Genomic DNA, 14861 nt, shown 5'->3' with positions numbered 1-14861 from the left:
GGGAGTGCTGTCGGCGAGTGGCTACCAGCAAGTGGCGGTTTCGTAGCGAAGTAGGTAGAAAACAGGCCGCAAGCTACTACCTAATAGCGAACAGGCGCTCATTTTCATTTCCCAATGAAGCGCAAAAATTCGGCCCGCAACGCCTGATCTTCTTTGAAGATACCCCCGTACTCGGCTGTTAGCGTGCTGCTGCCCGTGTCGTTTACGCCCCGACTCATCACGCACAAGTGGTCGGCTTCGATGAGCACGGCCACATTTTCGGTGCGCAGTGAGTTTTTCAGCTCTTCGGCAATCTGGCGGGTAAGCCGTTCCTGTACCTGCGGCCGGCGAGCATAGTACTGCACAACCCGGTTGAGCTTCGACAAGCCTACGACGTGCTCTTCGGGGAGATATGCAACGTGCGCCTTACCCATAATCGGTACGAAGTGGTGCTCACAGCACGAAAACACCGTAATGTCGCGCTCCACGAGCATCTGCTGGTAGCCATAGCGGTTTTCAAACAGCTTCACATCGGGCCGGTGCTTGGGGTCGAGGCCCCGAAACCATTCCTGCACGTACATTTTGGCCACGCGGCGGGGCGTGCCCTGCAGGCTGTCGTCGGTAAGGTCGAGGCCCAGCAGCTGCATGATTTCGTGAAAGTGTCCGGCGATGCCAGCAATTTTTTCCTCATCCGACAACGCAAAAGCATCCGGGCGAAGAGGAGTGCGCAGGTCCGGCGACAGATGGGCGTCGGCGGGCCCAAAGCGGTGCGCGGCGGCAGCCGCAGGCACGGAATTATCCATGGTATTCAACAAAATTGCGGGCAGTCTCATACAGCGTGACCGACAAGGTCAGATGCGGCTCCACGTGAGTCCGCAGCCGGTTCCAAATCACGACAGCAATATTTTCGGCGGTAGGGTTGAGCGCCCGAAAGTCCTCGGTGTCCAGATTCAGGTTCCGGTGGTCAAAGGTATCCAGAATCTCGTGCTTGATGAGGTCACTCAAGCGCTTGAGGTCATATACGTAACCCGTTGCCGGATCGACTTCGCCCGTGAGGCGAATCGTCAGCTCGTAGTTATGGCCGTGATAATGAGGGTTATTGCACTTGCCGAATACCTGCGCATTTTTTTCGTCGCTCCAGGCTGGGTTGTGCAGGCGGTGAGCAGCATTAAAGTGCTCGGTCCGGCAGACAGTTACTTTCATAGTCGTTCTGAACCGGTGATAAGTTCTTTTGTTTTGATTTCCAAACTACGTTACGCAGGTTCTGCTTACGGAGGTGAGTTTTCTAATTCCTCGTTTAAAAGCATGTATTTTGAATTATTGCAATAGTTGATAGGCTCTATCTAATAAAATGAATATTTGTCGAAAAAAATCCAGGTACAGTGCGTCAACATCAGGGTAGTCTGGTTAAATTTGGTGAGTTGGATTCCTACGCCGGAACCAACCCCACCTTTTGTAATCTCTTTCTTTTCTAACTACTTCATTTCATATGAAACCAGGCGTACTCCTCTCTCTGCTACTGATGCTCTTGCTGTCGGTAACTGGCTACGCGCAGAAATCGCCCGTAGATGAAACAGACATGGCCATCAAGGGCATTCCTCGTAAAGGACAGCGCGTGACTATCCAGCTGGATAGCAAGCGGGTTGACGAATCGTGGCAAAAGCAGCTGAGCGAAAAGTTCGGCAGCAAGTTCAAGTCCGATAAAGGGGTATACACGATGGACAATGTTGTCATCGAAGATATTTCCAAGACGCCGATCCGCATGATCAGCAAAGTAGATGCTACGCCCACCGGCACGACCGTATGGTGGTCTATCGACTTGGGCAACGCTTACTTGAGCAAGGATGCTACGCCCGTGCAGTGGAAAGCGTCGGAGAAATACCTGAAGGATTTTGCCCGCATGCTCTACCGTGAAGACTTGGCCGTACAGGTCTCGGAAGCTGAAAAAGCACTGGTTTCTTCGCAGAACAACCACATGGCCGTTATCAACAAAGCTGACGCCATCAAGAAGGACATTGAGAAGAACAAGCTGAAGAAGCAGGAAATTCAGCAGCAGCTGGCCCAGAACGCCGCCGAATTGCTGCAGTATAACAACCTGATCGACTCGAACCTGAAAGAGCAGGAAGCTGCTCGCGCCGACATTGTTAACATGCGCGTAGCGCTGGAGGCTGTAAAGGAGCGTATGAACAAGATTGAGTAGTTCTTGTAACTACTCCATAAAAAAGCCCGGTCAAGCAATTGACCGGGCTTTTTTTATGCGCCATTCCTACAGTACTACAGTATACGTGAGCTTATTTCATGGCTAAACGCACTTGCTGATCAGCAGCCTTCTCGTCTTTCCAGCCCACGAGCCGAACTTCACCTAACCGGCCCTGGTGCTGAAACCATTGTCCCACCATCTCGCGGGCGCTGGGATATTGCTTGGTAAGGGATTTCCAGGAAGTAATGCCCGGCAGGATTTGCTGACTTGGCCGGGCCGGTACAGCCACCACTACTTGCTGCATGGTGCCATTATCATCTAAGGTCAGCAGGCCAATAGGCAAAATTTCCATTACTGTACCTTCCGCCTGGGTTTCGGCCAAGATGAGGGCTTGCAGGGGCAGGCCAGTGCCTTCGGTGCGAGTGCCCGGAATGAAGCCCTGATTACCGGGGCAAGGCAAAAACTCCACGATATGGTCGAGGCCGGCGCGACGCACCGGATGGAAGGCTTTCTTGGCGGGGTCGTAGCGCTGGGCCCGGTTGGTGCCCGCTGGCACTTCCACTACTACCTGTAGCAGCTTGCGCTCGGTCGAAAACGTAGGTAGGTGAGCATAATCAGTCTGACAGCCGATCATGCCCACACTACACAAGCTCAAAGCCGTTATCCCGAAGGCAAGCCGCATAGGCGAGAAGTTACTGCGCTAGTAGTTGATTGAGCTGCCGGAACGGATTCAGCTGCTCCAGGTGAAGCACGAATCGAATCTGGTCGGTGAAATTCTTACGGCTGCTGGGGAGGCCGTTCTGGTAGTTTGACCCCGCTACCGGAACATACAGTTGAAAGATATCCGGAATCACGGGTATCACCAAGCCCGCATCGTAGAATACCCGCTGACTACTCGATTTTCCTTCGAGCTGCACTTGCTCGTCGGTAGCGCCCAAGTCGGCGAATACAGCCAGGCGCGTCACCGGCAGATCGGCTTGCAGGTTGAGGGTGCTGAGCCATTTTTGGCTGAATACTGGCACAAAGGCTTTGAAGGCGCCATCCCGGTCATCCGTTTGGTGCGACTGGGCGGTGAAGGCGTGGGAAATCTGCTGCCGGTCGAGGAAAGCCGTTTGGCGGCGGTAGTCAGGGCTGCCGCTCAGGCCCATGACGAAATCAGAAGAACTTTTCAGAAACCGCCCACCAAACAAGCGTACCGATACCCGTTTCTTAGGCGAATAATACCGCTGATACGTAGCGAAAGCCCGCAGCAGCGTGGCTTGGGCGGAGTTGGTTTCCTGCGAAATCACGGAAGTCAGCTGGTTGAGCTCCACGTGCGCGGCCCATTTTTGCAAGGCATTGCCGCCCGTCACGTCGTACTCGCCCGTCTGGATGCTGGTCGTCTCGTTGTCCCGGTCCTGATCTTTAATAGCGGTATTGGCCAGGCGTACGGTGTGCTGGGGGCCGCTGTGCGCCGATTTGGGCAACACAACAGTTATGCTGGGCTCTACCTTGAGGTAGCGCTCAAAGCGTTGCACGGTCAGGCCCGTAACAATTTGCCGGGCCACGGAGCCTGGTAGCACACTCACGTTGACGTTGGCAATACCATTGAGCTCGTTGCGCCGGAAGCTGTACATGGGCATGGCCAGAAAATTCAGGTTCTTGTTCTGTACCGGGCTGTTATAAAAAGCCGCGCCAAGCATGAATTTATCGGATGTATTGGCTCCAATAACTGGCACCCAGTTGATGGTCGACCGGTCCCAACGCTCGATGCTGATCAGCGGCTTAATGCGCAGGGGCTCTAAGCGCCGAAAGGAGCCAGTTAGCTTCATGCGGTCGTCGCGGCGGTTGAGCTGGGGCGTGAGGTACTCCGCGTCAACTACCACGGCCGTCACGCCTTCTCTGCGGAAGTTAAGCTGAGCTTCGTCCTGCTCATCCTCGGTGCCGATCAGGGTGGTCCACTGAGTTTCCAGCACTTTGCCCTGCGCATCTACTGTGCTGACGGGCACGGCAAAGGGAGCAGGCGAATCATTGCGCACCAGTACTTTTACCTCCGTGTCGGTCAGCTGTATATCCGATAAGGCCGCGTCGTAACGATAGGTATTGAGCAGCATATCCTTGAAAAACCAGTCGAGCGGCTGGCCAGTCGACATTTCGAACACGGCTTGCATATCCTCGGGGTACGGATGCCGAAATTGCCACGTGTCGTAGTAGGTGCGCATGGCCTTATCGAAGCGCTCTTGCCCCAGATAGCCCGCCAGGTATTTCAGGGCCGCTGCTGTTTGCGAATACACGATGATACCGTAGTTCAGCTTGCCATAGCGGTCGGCCCGCACGCCGCCCACGGCTTGATCGAGTCCGCGGCTGGCCACGGCTTGGTAGGGCACTTGATTCAGGGCCGACGCGGATAAGCCTTCCACTCCGACAGCGCCCGAAAACTTCGACTTGAGCAGGCCTTTAAACTGCCCGGCCTGCGGGTCTTCGCGCTCCGTTATGCGGTTTTCGATGTACGAGTTTACACCTTCGTCGAGCCAGGCATGCTCCCGCTCGTTGGAGCCCAAGATGCCGTAAAACCAGTTGTGACCTACCTCGTGCACGATGGCCGCCGGCATTGTCACGGTCACCATGGGGTACTCCATACCCGAGCCCGCGCTAAGGGCCCCGTCGACGGCTGTAGCGGCAGCATAAGGATATTCGCCTACCCACTGGGAATAGTAGGTAAGCGCTTCATTTACGTCCTGTAGGCCTTTTATCCACTTCTCCGAGTCAGCGTTTGTAAACAGGACCCAAGAGGTCACCTGACGGCCGGAAGGCAGCGTAACGCCGCCTTTTAGCACATTAAAGCGCTTGTCGGCAAACCAGGCGAAGTCGTGTACGCGGTCCTGCACGTAGCGCAGCGTTTTTACCTCCGAGGAAGATGCTGGAAACGACAAATCTTCGCCGAAGTCGGCCTTGGTTTTTTTCAGGGCCGTGGCTGCTGCCAGCTGATCCAGGCGCTGTTGCTCATCGGGATTTTGCAGTACGCCGGTAGCGCCCACAGTATAGTTGGCGGGCAGCGTAATGCGCACGTCGAAGGAGCCAAACTCAGAATAGAACTCGCCCTGGTCGAGGTAGGGCATCTGGTGCCAGCCTTTGCGGTCGTATACGGCCGGCTTAGGATACCATTGCGTCACTTGGTATGACTGCTCGACGTGCCCGAAACGGGAAAATGAATCAGGAATCTTAACGTGGAAAGGCGTAGAAATAGTGGCCTTCGCGCCCGGAGCCAGCGGCTGGGGCAGAATCAGCTGGGCCATATCCGGGTTTTCGGGGTCGTAGGCCAGCTGGGCACTCTGGCCATTCACCTTGAAGTCAAGCTGGTCGATGTAGCCGCGCTGCGCGGCTTTCGCAAACTGGAACTTGCGGTTGCCGTTGCGAAGCTGCTGCTTGGCAAAAGCGGTGGTGTTGTCGCGGTAAGCGTTGGGCCAGAGGTGAAACCAGATAAACGTGAGCTGGTCGGGCGAATTATTGGTGTACTGCAACTCCTCCGTCCCCTTCAGCTCGTGCTGCCGGTCGTCGAGCGTAACATCTATCGAATACGTTACCTGCTGTTGCCAGGAAGCAGAAACAGCGGCTTGCTGGGCAAACGTCAGATAAGGCAAGGCGGCCAGTACGAAGCCGGTTACTATTCTTTTCATAAAGCGGGAACAGGGGAGAGGCAAATGCGCAGCGAAAGTACGTCTTCGGCCCGGAAAAGGTGCGCCGCAGATAACCCCACCGCGTCGGGGCCGTTAGGCTATGCAGAGTACACGCTCTATCTCACCGCCAAAATTCCGCATTCATGGAAAAGACCGAAGTTCAAAACCAAGTTCATCTCGACGCCGCCACTACGCTGCTCACCGGTAATCTGCAGGAAGAAGCCACCCGCGCTGGCCTCGATAACACGCTACAGCGCTGGATTCAGGATATTAAGGATGCCAACAACCCCGAGATGCACCAGATAGTAGTCGACCTACAGGATCTGAAAGCCCATTTTGGTTCCGGCACGCTCGATAAGGACGTTATTGGTCGTCTGCTCACTCGTTTGGGCGAAAACACTCTGAAGGCTGCCGTATTCGCTGAAGGCAATACCAAGCCCCGCGTTGAGCAGCTCGGCGAAGCGCTGTTGGCTGCGGCCAAGCAGGTGCAGCACCCCAGCACTTCTACCGAAGATGGGCTGCAAAACGGCAACTAGCCCAGCGGATTCCAATTCTGTCGTAAACACGCAAAAGCCGGCTCCCGTAAGGAAGCCGGCTTTTGTATGATGGGGTGAGGCGAAGGCCTAACCGCGACGCTCTTTGATCTTGGCTGCTTTGCCCGACAGGCCACGCAGGTAGAACAGACGGGCACGACGTACCTTACCGCGACGCACCAGCTCGATTTTATCGATGTTGGGCGACAGCAGGGGGAAGATACGCTCGGTACCAATCTGGTTCGAGATTTTACGCACGGTGAAGGTTTCGCCGTTGGTGCTGGCGTTTTTGCGCTGAATCACAACACCCTGGAACTGCTGAACGCGCTCCTTGTTGCCCTCGCGAATCTTCACGTGGACGTTGACGGTGTCGCCGGCGGCGAAAACAGGGAAGCTGGCGCGGCGCTCCTGGGACTCCTGCTGGATAAAATCGAGTAATACGCTCATGGCTGGAAAAACTAAAAAAAAGGACGGCGCCGCCGCCCAAGGGGTTTCGCTTAAAGAGGCGCAAATATAGCGCTCTGTTTTGATGATTACAAATGAATGGAACTGTTCACTTACTGATTTGCGGGCTAGGTATGGCTCTACGGCGCAAAAACCAACAATCAGCCCCCGAACCAGTTAACAATTTATTCATTCAGCAGGTCGGGTCGGCGCTGACGCGTCCGTTCCAAGGCCTGTTCGTGGCGCCAGACATCTACCAGCGGCGTATTGCCGGACAGTAGAATATCGGGCACCTTTTCGCCCCGCCACTCAGCCGGCCGGGTATATACCGGCGGGGCCAGCAGGTCATCCTGAAATGAGTCGCTGAGTGCCGATTCCTCGTTGCCGAGTACGCCGGGTAACAGCCGCACTACGGCGTCTACCAGAATAGCCGCGCCTAGTTCGCCCCCGCTCAGCACATAGTCGCCCACGCTGATTTCATGGGTGATATAGGCCTTGCGGATCCGCTCATCGACCCCTTTGTAGTGGCCGCACAGAATGAGCAGGTTGCCGGCCAGCGAAAATCGGTTGACCAGCGGCTGCCGTAGCGTTTCCCCATCGGGCGTCATGTAGATGACGGCATCGTAGGAGCGCTGCGCCAGTAGCTCATCCAGGCAGGCCGCAATCGGCTCAACCCGCAACACCATGCCGGCCCCGCCACCGAATACATAGTCGTCGATCTGGCCGTGCTTGTTGATGGCAAAGCGGCGCAGGTCGTGGACGTGGATTTCGGCCAGCCCTTTTTCCTGAGCCCGCTTCACGATGGAAACGGCGAAAGGGCTGATTAGCAGCTCCGGCTGGCAGGTGACGATGTCGAGACGCATTGAGCTTACTTTTTCTCCGCCGGCCCGATATCCGGACCGTCGAATTCGTCGGGCTCGTCCTGCTCGCGGGAAGCCGGACTCAGATACACATCGAGCAAGCCTTCGGGCAGGCTAACAAAGAGCTTTTTAGCTTCCTGGTCGGCGTGCAGAATCAGCTCATCCACCACTGGCACTAATACCTCCTGGCCCTGGTAGCGCATGCCCATCAGGTCCTGCTGGGGCATCTCGTAGAAGGTTTCGACCACGCCCAACTCTCCCAGCGTCGCATCAACTACGGTGTAGCCGATAACGTCGTGAAAATAGAACTGGTCGTCTTTCAGGGCCGGTAGCTCGGCCAAAGGACGGTAGAGCTTCGCATTGCGCAAAGGCTCGGCTGCTTCTATCGTGTCGATACTAGTGAGTTTGAGCAACGCCTTCTCGTCGGTTTGGGGCTGCAGTTTATCTACCCCGAACTCAGTGAGCACACCCGGCTTGCCGACCATTTCCAGATAAACAGACTTGAGTTTGCGGTACTGGTCCAGATCGTCGACTTCCATAAAGGCTACCACAAAGCCTTTCAGGCCGTGTGTTTTGCCAATGGAACCCAATAGGTAGCAGTCATCGATGGTCATGCGGAGGGAAATAGAGGTCAAAAAAGTAGGGAGTTCGGAAGTCGCGCTGCTTGTCACAACGCCTACCTTCCAAACTCCCTAACTCTGAAACTAACGCTTAGGCGCCAGCTTCCTCGGTCGTATCGGCCGAAGCAGCAGCTTCCGTCGTTTCGCCTTCAGCAACAGCCGCTACGGGCTCAGCCACGGGCGTGTTTTTCTTGCGAATGGCTTCAGCACGCGCTTCTTTCACTTTGGTCTCAGCAGCCAGGGCCGACTTGCGAGCCTCGTCTTTGGCCGAGCCCAGCGAGGTGCGCTTGCCTTCGATTTTAGTGTCTTTCTGCTCTTTCCAGCTAGTGAAACGCTCGTCGGCAACATCTTGCGAAATGGCACCTTTGATAACACCCAGTTGCAGGTGCTTGCGGTAGAGAACACCACGGTACGAAAGCATGGCCCGAACCGTATCCGTAGGCTGTGCGCCTTTCATGATCCAGTCGAATGCTTTTTCGCCGTCGAAGTTGATGGTAGCGGGGTTGGTGTTGGGGTCGTAGGTACCGATTTTCTCGATGAAACGGCCATCACGCGGAGCGCGGGCGTCAGCTACTACGATGTCAAATTGAGCGGCCTTTTTACGGCCACGACGGGCGAGGCGGATTTTAACTGCCATAAACCGGGTTGGTTAAGCGACGCAACTCGTGCGTCTGGTTGAAAAATGAGGTGCAAAGGTAGCGGAAAGATTCGAGCATTGGAACCCCAATTTGTTAGTGGCGGCACCGCTAGGCAATTCACCCACGATGGGTTTTACAAGAAGAAGCCCTAACGCTAGAACAGACGTTAGGGCTTCTTCTTGTACGAGCAGCGGTACTTACGCGGCAGCTTTCAGTTTCTGGGCGGTTACTTTGCGCTTAATCTTAATAATGCGGGCTTTATCCAGAGTCCAGATAACCGAATAGGTAGGGTCAAACTCCCACCACTTCACGCCAAAGTTGACGCGCATGGGCAATTTGTGGTGATTGTTCTGGAACAGCTCGCCGAAAGCCAGGAAATCCAGGGCCAGCGTATTTTTAGAATGGTCGTGGTTGTCGAAGTTCTGGTAGCCGTACTTGTGGCCACCCCAGTTCACGATAGCACCGTGAATTGGGCCCATTAAAAAGTGGACGGGCAGCAGCAGATACATCCACCAAGCGGTGGCGAACTGCACGTAGAACATGACGTAGAGGGCGCCCCAGCCAATACGAGAAACCGCTGTGGCACTGAATTTTTCCAGGGAAACCCACTCCGGATAATCGCCTTCAAAACGCTCAGCAGCGGCATAGTTGTGGTTCAGCACGTCGTTGTAGATCGTCTTGGTCTTCCACATCATGGAAAAGGCATTCGACGAAAACAGGGGCGAGTGCGGGTCCAGTGCGGTGTCGGAGTAGGCGTGGTGCATGCGGTGCAGCAGCGCATACGCCCGGGGCGACAGGAAAGAAGAGCCCTGGCAGATGTAGGTGAACACGAAGAAGAACCGCTCCCAGAATCTGTTCATGGTGAACATCTTGTGGGCCGCGTACCGATGCAGGTAAAACGTCTGGGTGAAGAGCGACAGGTAATAGTGCGCTACGAAGAAGATGAGGATCGGCATGGGCCAAAAAGGATTAGAGACGCAATAGGATGCAACGCAAGCAGTATTGCCCGCAAAAGCACAACGGCAGGTCATTAGTTCATACTTGCTAACACAAACCTACGGCCACGGTTATGGGTGGTCAACAAATTGACCCGAAAGGCCAAAATCTTGTTAGGGCAAGCCGCAAAATGAGTGCGTACATATACCGCAGCGCCGCCAAAGCGCTAAAACGACTACTCGTTGCTGTACGAAGCTAGCGGGTATAGAAAGCCTGGGCTGCTTCCCAGTGTGCCATTTCGGGCACCGGGGCCCGGAAGCACATGGCCTCTTTGGTCACGGGGTGCTCAAACTCCAACTGGCGGGCGTGTAGCGCAATGCTGACGTCGGGCAGGGGAGCCAGGAAGCCGTATTTCACGTCGCCGACGATGGGGGTACCCAGGCCCGTGGCGAGCTGCACTCGGATCTGGTGCGGGCGGCCCGTAATTGGGTTCACCTGAATCAGGAAGCGGTTGCCGGCTGGCCCCAACACCTGGTAGTCCAAATCTGCTTTCAACCCCTGGCCGTGGCGCTCGGTGTAGGCTTTGGTCACATTCCGGATCGGGTCCTTCACCAGCCAGTGCGTGAGGTGGCCGCTTTCGGGCTCCGGACGCTTGCCAACCAGTGCCCAGTAGGTTTTGTGGACTTTGTTGTCGCGGAACATCTCGTTGAGGCGACTCAGGGCTTTGCTGGTTTTGGCCATCGCCACCACGCCGCTCACGGGCCGGTCGATGCGGTGGGCTACGCCAATGAAGGCGGCACCCGGCTTCTTGTACTTAAAGCGCAGGTACTCGGCGGCTTTATCGGACAAAGGCTCATCGCCGGTAGCATCGCCCTGCACCAAAATGCCGGCGGGCTTATTGAGGATAAGCAAGTGGTTGTCTTCAAACAGAATTTCTTTCTGCTCCGACCAGATATTAGGACGATTCACTTTGGGGGAATTAATAACTAACAAGCAAGAATGAAGAAGGAAAAGCTGCTTGTTCAGCGCAGTAAAACGCTGACCGAAAGAAGCTCACACTCTAAATCGGTGCTTATTAATTACTCATTAGTAATTAATCAATACGCTTCCTCAGCGCTCGGAAAATTGTGGTCTTTCACATCCTGCACGTAGCGCGTCACGGCGTCGCTCATGAGGTCGGCCAGCTCGGCGTAGCGGCGCAGAAAGCGGGGCTTGAACTCCTTGGTAATGCCGAGCATGTCGTGCACGACCAACACCTGCCCGTCGACGTTGGGGCCGGCTCCGATGCCGATGACCGGAATGGTGAGCTTTTCGGCTACCTGCTGGGCCAGGGAGGAGGGAATTTTCTCGAGTACCAACGCAAAGCAGCCTAGCTCTTGCAGCAGCTGCGCATCTTCGATGAGCTTCTGGGCTTCGGTTTCTTCCTTGGCCCGCACGGTGTAGGTACCGAACTTGTAAATGCTCTGCGGCGTGAGGCCCAAATGGCCCATTACCGGGATGCCCGCCGTAAGAATACGGGTAATCGACTCCTTGATTTCCGCGCCGCCTTCGAGCTTCACGGCGTGGCCGCCCGATTCCTTCATGATCCGGATGGCCGAGCGTAGCGCCTCCGAGGAGTTGCCCTGGTAGGACCCAAATGGCATATCGACTACTACCAACGCCCGCTTCACGGCCCGCACCACCGAGGAGGCGTGGTAGATCATCTGATCCAGGGTAATGGGCAGCGTGGTTTCGTGGCCCGCCATAACGTTGGAAGCCGAGTCGCCGACCAGCAGCACGTCGATGCCCGCACCGTCGAGAATGGTTGCCATCGAGAAATCGTAGGCAGTAAGCATCGAAATTTTCTCGCCGCGCCGTTTCATGGCGAGTAGTTGATGCGTAGTGACGAGCTTAACTTCTTTGTGCTGCGACATCAGAGGGAGCTGCTAAAGCGGAGTGAGGAGAATAAGGGCAAAGCTGCGTATTTTTTCCATATCCAGCCCGCGCAATGCCCGCAAGGGAGCTTAGGAAGTCCGTAGCGGCAGCACCTCGGCCCGCACGACGAACTGCGGTACAAGCTGTCCACTCTGGTGTTAGCGGTTCATGAAGGAGCGGTTGCGGTTCAGCTTCAGGTCTTGTAATAAGGACGACTTGGCCGCAATGGTAACGAAGTAGCCGCGCTGCAGACCAAAGGGCCGCCAGTTGCCCGAAATCTGCCAGCAGTGCAGGTCGCGGTAAAAATCGAGCGAGGGTGCTACTACCTGCTTGCTGACAAAGTCGTAGCTGGCATTGTAGCCGAAGCGGAAATTGCTGGTCAGCTTCACCGAGCCGCTACCCGTGATGGAAGCGGAGGTAATAGGCCGCCGCAGCCGGGTGCCGCGGGCCGGGAGCGGGCCGGGGTCGGTGTAGGCAGTTGTGAAGCTGGCCGACAGTTCCCAGGGAATCTCGAAGTCTACGTAGTCTTCATAGGGGTTCACCCGATTGGGCGTGCCCAGGGTGGGGTCGTTGGTGGGCGGCAGGTTGCGCGGTATCGCCGATTTTTTCTTGCCCTGCGCGGGGTTGAACTGATAGCTCAAGGACAGATCAGCCGATACCAGGCGGGCCAGGCGCCGATTGGGCTGCTCCAACAGGTACCGGTCGATCAGGCGCCCGGTGGAGTCGCGCTGATAGACCGAGAAGGCGGCGTTGGCATTCACGTTGAGCTTGCGGGCGACCTGGGTGTGGAAAGCCGCGCTCAGGCCCTCCAGCTTGAAGGAGTCGGCCGCCAGGTTGTAGCTGGTATTGAAGTCGAGGCCATCAATGAGGCTGACTTTCTCGAAGGGCGTGGTGCCGGTAGTATCGTTGTTGTTGCGCACCTTCATTTCTACCTGGTTCTGGAGCGAGAAGCTCACGCGGCTGGCTTCGATGCCGCCGGGAGTGCCATACAAAAAGCCATTGTAGCGCGAGTAGCTTATGGGGTTCAGAATCTGACCGTTGGCGGGATTCACCTGGTTATAGCGCTGGCCCTGGCTGTTGGTCAGGTCGCCCAGGGGCTGATTGTTGTTGGTAAAGTACAGGCTGCTGCGCCGGGTGTAGTCGGGCGAGTAGCTGTAGTTGACGCTGGGCGTCAGCTTGTGGCGGATAGCCTGAATCTTGCGCGTGCCTTTGCGCACCAGCGTGCCGTAGATGTTGGTGCCCAGGTTGACCCCGCCCGACCAGTTGTATACCCGGTTGAAGCCCCGTACGGTGTCGATCCGGATGGCGCGGGCCACGTTGTTGTAGGAATAGTCGAGGCGCTTCCCATACCATACTTCCCCGTAGTTGACGGAAGGGGAGATGTTCAGGTGCTTGAGCACCGTGTAGCTGCCCAGCGCAATCTGGAACTGGTGCTGGACGCCGGTTTGGGCATTGCGCAGCAGTGGGCTCAGGTTGGAAAAGCGCACCGGCAGCTGGCTCGACTCGCGGGTGCCGCCCAGCAGCGGAATGTCGCCGCCGAGGGTGCGGGCGGGCAGCGCGTTACTGAGCCGGTTCTGGCCGGTGAAGGTGTAGGCAATAGAAAACTGCTCGTAGAACCGGCCCCGGGGCTCAATGCCCAGCAGCTCGTAGGGATATTGCCGGGCCACGCCCACCGTTACGTCGGGCAGCGTAAAGTCCATGCTGCCTGTGGCCGTGTTCTGGCTTTGGCTCAGCTGCAGGGAGTAGTTGACGGGCGAGTTGCGGATCTGCTTCTGGTAGCTGATGTTGGAGCTAAAAGCAGGCGTCAGGTAGCGGCGCTGGTCGAAGCTGTTCTGCTGGTTGTAGTCGCTGCTGCCGGCTTGCACGCTGGCCGAAAAGCGGCCACCGCCGGGGCGGGGCGTCGGATTGTGGCTCCAGCTCAGCCAGAAGGTGCGCGGCGCGCGGGGGCGGCGGTATTCGGGGTTGGTATTGACCGTATTGGAACGCAGAATCAAATCGGGAGGGCGCTGGCTGTAGCTGAAGTTCAGCAGCCCGGTGTAGGAATAGCGCTTCAGGTACTGCATTTCGGCCGTGGTAGCAAAGCCCCCAAACGAATCGGCGTTGCCGGAGTAGATGTCCCCGGTCACGCGCACGCCGATATTCTGGTTGACGACCCAATAATAGCCGCCGTTGCGCAGGGCAAAGCCCCGGTCGGCTGTTTGCCCGAACGTGGGAATCAGCAGGCCCGAGGCGCGGCTTTTGCCCGGCGTGGGAAAATAGCCGAACAGAAAGCCCAAGGGCGTCGGAATATCGCCGATAACCAGGTTGAAAGGCCCCGTCACGACCTTTTCCTTCGGGATGACCTTCATTTTGGTAGCGTTGATAAAAAAGTGCGGGTGCTCCAGGTTGCAGGTGGTATAGCGCCCGTTGCGGCCGAAGATTTCGTTCAGCTCGTTCTTCTTAATCACTTCCGCGTGCACATAGCCTTCGCCCTGCTGCGTAACGGCGTCGGCAATTTTGCCGCGCTTGGTTTTGAAATTGTAGTTGATACGGCCGGCGGTGTAGGTGCCGCCCCCATCTTTGAACACGGGTTTGCCCTGCACTTTGCCCGTCGTGTCCTGGGCTCCCTCCGCCGTGAGCAGGTTTTTGCTGTAGTCCACCGTAATGCGGGCGGCTTTCATGTCCATCGTCCCGTAGTCGATGCTCGACTTGTTGTAGAGGCGAGCTACTTTGTTCTGCACCTCAAACCGAATCGAGTCGGTGGCGGCATACTTAATAGTGGTTTCGATGTCGCCTTTGGGCCGGGCCGACACGCGCAGGGAGTCGCCGGTGGCGCTGGTGTCGGTGGCGGCCAGCAGGCGCGTGCTGCGGGTAGTGTCGGGGCGCACGTCGGTAATGCGGCGCCCGCTGGGGTCGAGGCGGGGCACCGCAGTGGGCAGCCCGGGCTTCTGGACGCGCTGGCTCCAGGCCTCGGAACTACTGCCCAGCCAGAGCATGGCGACCAAAAACAAATGGTGCCACTGGCGGACACAGGGACGGAAACTCGGCAGGATAGACAGCGTAGTCGGGGCCACGTGATTTTTATCGTTTATTTTGTGGCTG

14 protein-coding genes are annotated in these 14861 nt (G+C 56.7%); 2 read left to right on the top strand and 12 right to left on the bottom strand.

The window, feature by feature from the left end:
* Window positions 1–104 precede the first annotated feature (104 nt).
* The gene (gene folE, locus E5J99_RS03505) at window positions 105–782 is read right to left on the bottom strand and encodes a GTP cyclohydrolase I FolE (protein WP_135496330.1); all 678 of its coding nucleotides are present in this window, start codon (window positions 780–782) and stop codon (window positions 105–107) included.
* Window positions 775–1182, bottom strand: coding sequence for a 6-pyruvoyl trahydropterin synthase family protein (locus E5J99_RS03500; RefSeq protein WP_135496329.1), 408 nt, complete (start codon window positions 1180–1182; stop codon window positions 775–777). Before E5J99_RS03500 ends, folE begins: the two co-directional genes overlap by 8 nt.
* A gap of 286 nt (window positions 1183–1468) precedes the next feature.
* On the opposite strand from E5J99_RS03500, the gene E5J99_RS03495 reads away from it, so the two are divergent.
* Window positions 1469–2179, top strand: a complete 711-nt coding sequence (locus E5J99_RS03495) for a DNA repair ATPase (RefSeq protein WP_135496328.1) — start codon at window positions 1469–1471, stop codon at window positions 2177–2179.
* Window positions 2180–2270: 91 nt separating this feature from the next.
* Here E5J99_RS03495 and E5J99_RS03490 read toward each other — a convergent pair whose 3' ends face one another.
* The gene (locus tag E5J99_RS03490) at window positions 2271–2861 is read right to left on the bottom strand and encodes an inorganic diphosphatase (protein ID WP_135496327.1); all 591 of its coding nucleotides are present in this window, start codon (window positions 2859–2861) and stop codon (window positions 2271–2273) included.
* A 10-nt stretch (window positions 2862–2871) separates the two neighbouring features.
* Window positions 2872–5835, bottom strand: coding sequence for a M1 family metallopeptidase (locus E5J99_RS03485; RefSeq protein WP_135496326.1), 2964 nt, complete (start codon window positions 5833–5835; stop codon window positions 2872–2874).
* A gap of 143 nt (window positions 5836–5978) precedes the next feature.
* On the opposite strand from E5J99_RS03485, the gene E5J99_RS03480 reads away from it, so the two are divergent.
* Entirely contained in the window at window positions 5979–6371 is a 393-nt protein-coding gene (locus E5J99_RS03480; RefSeq protein WP_135496325.1) for a hypothetical protein, read from the top strand.
* Between the two features lie 87 nt (window positions 6372–6458).
* On the opposite strand, the gene rplS is transcribed toward E5J99_RS03480, so the two are convergent.
* From rplS to E5J99_RS03440, 8 genes are all read right to left on the bottom strand, one after another.
* Window positions 6459–6815 carry a 50S ribosomal protein L19 gene (gene rplS / locus E5J99_RS03475; protein ID WP_135496324.1) on the bottom strand — a complete coding sequence of 119 codons (357 nt, stop codon included), beginning with the start codon at window positions 6813–6815 and terminating at the stop codon, window positions 6459–6461.
* Window positions 6816–6997: 182 nt separating this feature from the next.
* Window positions 6998–7675, bottom strand: coding sequence for a tRNA (guanosine(37)-N1)-methyltransferase TrmD (gene trmD, locus E5J99_RS03470; RefSeq protein ID WP_135496323.1), 678 nt, complete (start codon window positions 7673–7675; stop codon window positions 6998–7000).
* A gap of 5 nt (window positions 7676–7680) precedes the next feature.
* Window positions 7681–8307, bottom strand: coding sequence for a ribosome maturation factor RimM (gene rimM / locus E5J99_RS03465; protein ID WP_245318686.1), 627 nt, complete (start codon window positions 8305–8307; stop codon window positions 7681–7683).
* A gap of 76 nt (window positions 8308–8383) precedes the next feature.
* Complete coding sequence (locus E5J99_RS03460; protein ID WP_135496322.1) at window positions 8384–8929, bottom strand: 30S ribosomal protein S16; 546 nt, start codon at window positions 8927–8929, stop codon at window positions 8384–8386.
* 198 nt (window positions 8930–9127) lie between these two features.
* Entirely contained in the window at window positions 9128–9886 is a 759-nt protein-coding gene (locus E5J99_RS03455; protein ID WP_135496321.1) for an acyl-CoA desaturase, read from the bottom strand.
* Window positions 9887–10121: 235 nt separating this feature from the next.
* Window positions 10122–10835, bottom strand: a complete 714-nt coding sequence (locus E5J99_RS03450) for an RluA family pseudouridine synthase (RefSeq protein WP_135496320.1) — start codon at window positions 10833–10835, stop codon at window positions 10122–10124.
* Between the two features lie 128 nt (window positions 10836–10963).
* Complete coding sequence (gene panB, locus E5J99_RS03445; RefSeq protein ID WP_135496319.1) at window positions 10964–11779, bottom strand: 3-methyl-2-oxobutanoate hydroxymethyltransferase; 816 nt, start codon at window positions 11777–11779, stop codon at window positions 10964–10966.
* A gap of 159 nt (window positions 11780–11938) precedes the next feature.
* Window positions 11939–14755, bottom strand: a complete 2817-nt coding sequence (locus E5J99_RS03440) for a putative LPS assembly protein LptD (RefSeq protein ID WP_135496318.1) — start codon at window positions 14753–14755, stop codon at window positions 11939–11941.
* Window positions 14756–14861 lie beyond the last annotated feature (106 nt).

Source organism: Hymenobacter elongatus, from assembly GCF_004745955.1.
GTDB classification, from domain to species: Bacteria; Bacteroidota; Bacteroidia; order Cytophagales; family Hymenobacteraceae; genus Hymenobacter; species Hymenobacter elongatus.
The sequence above is the reverse complement of the archived record's forward strand: the minus strand, read 5'-3'. Positions and strand labels throughout refer to the sequence as shown.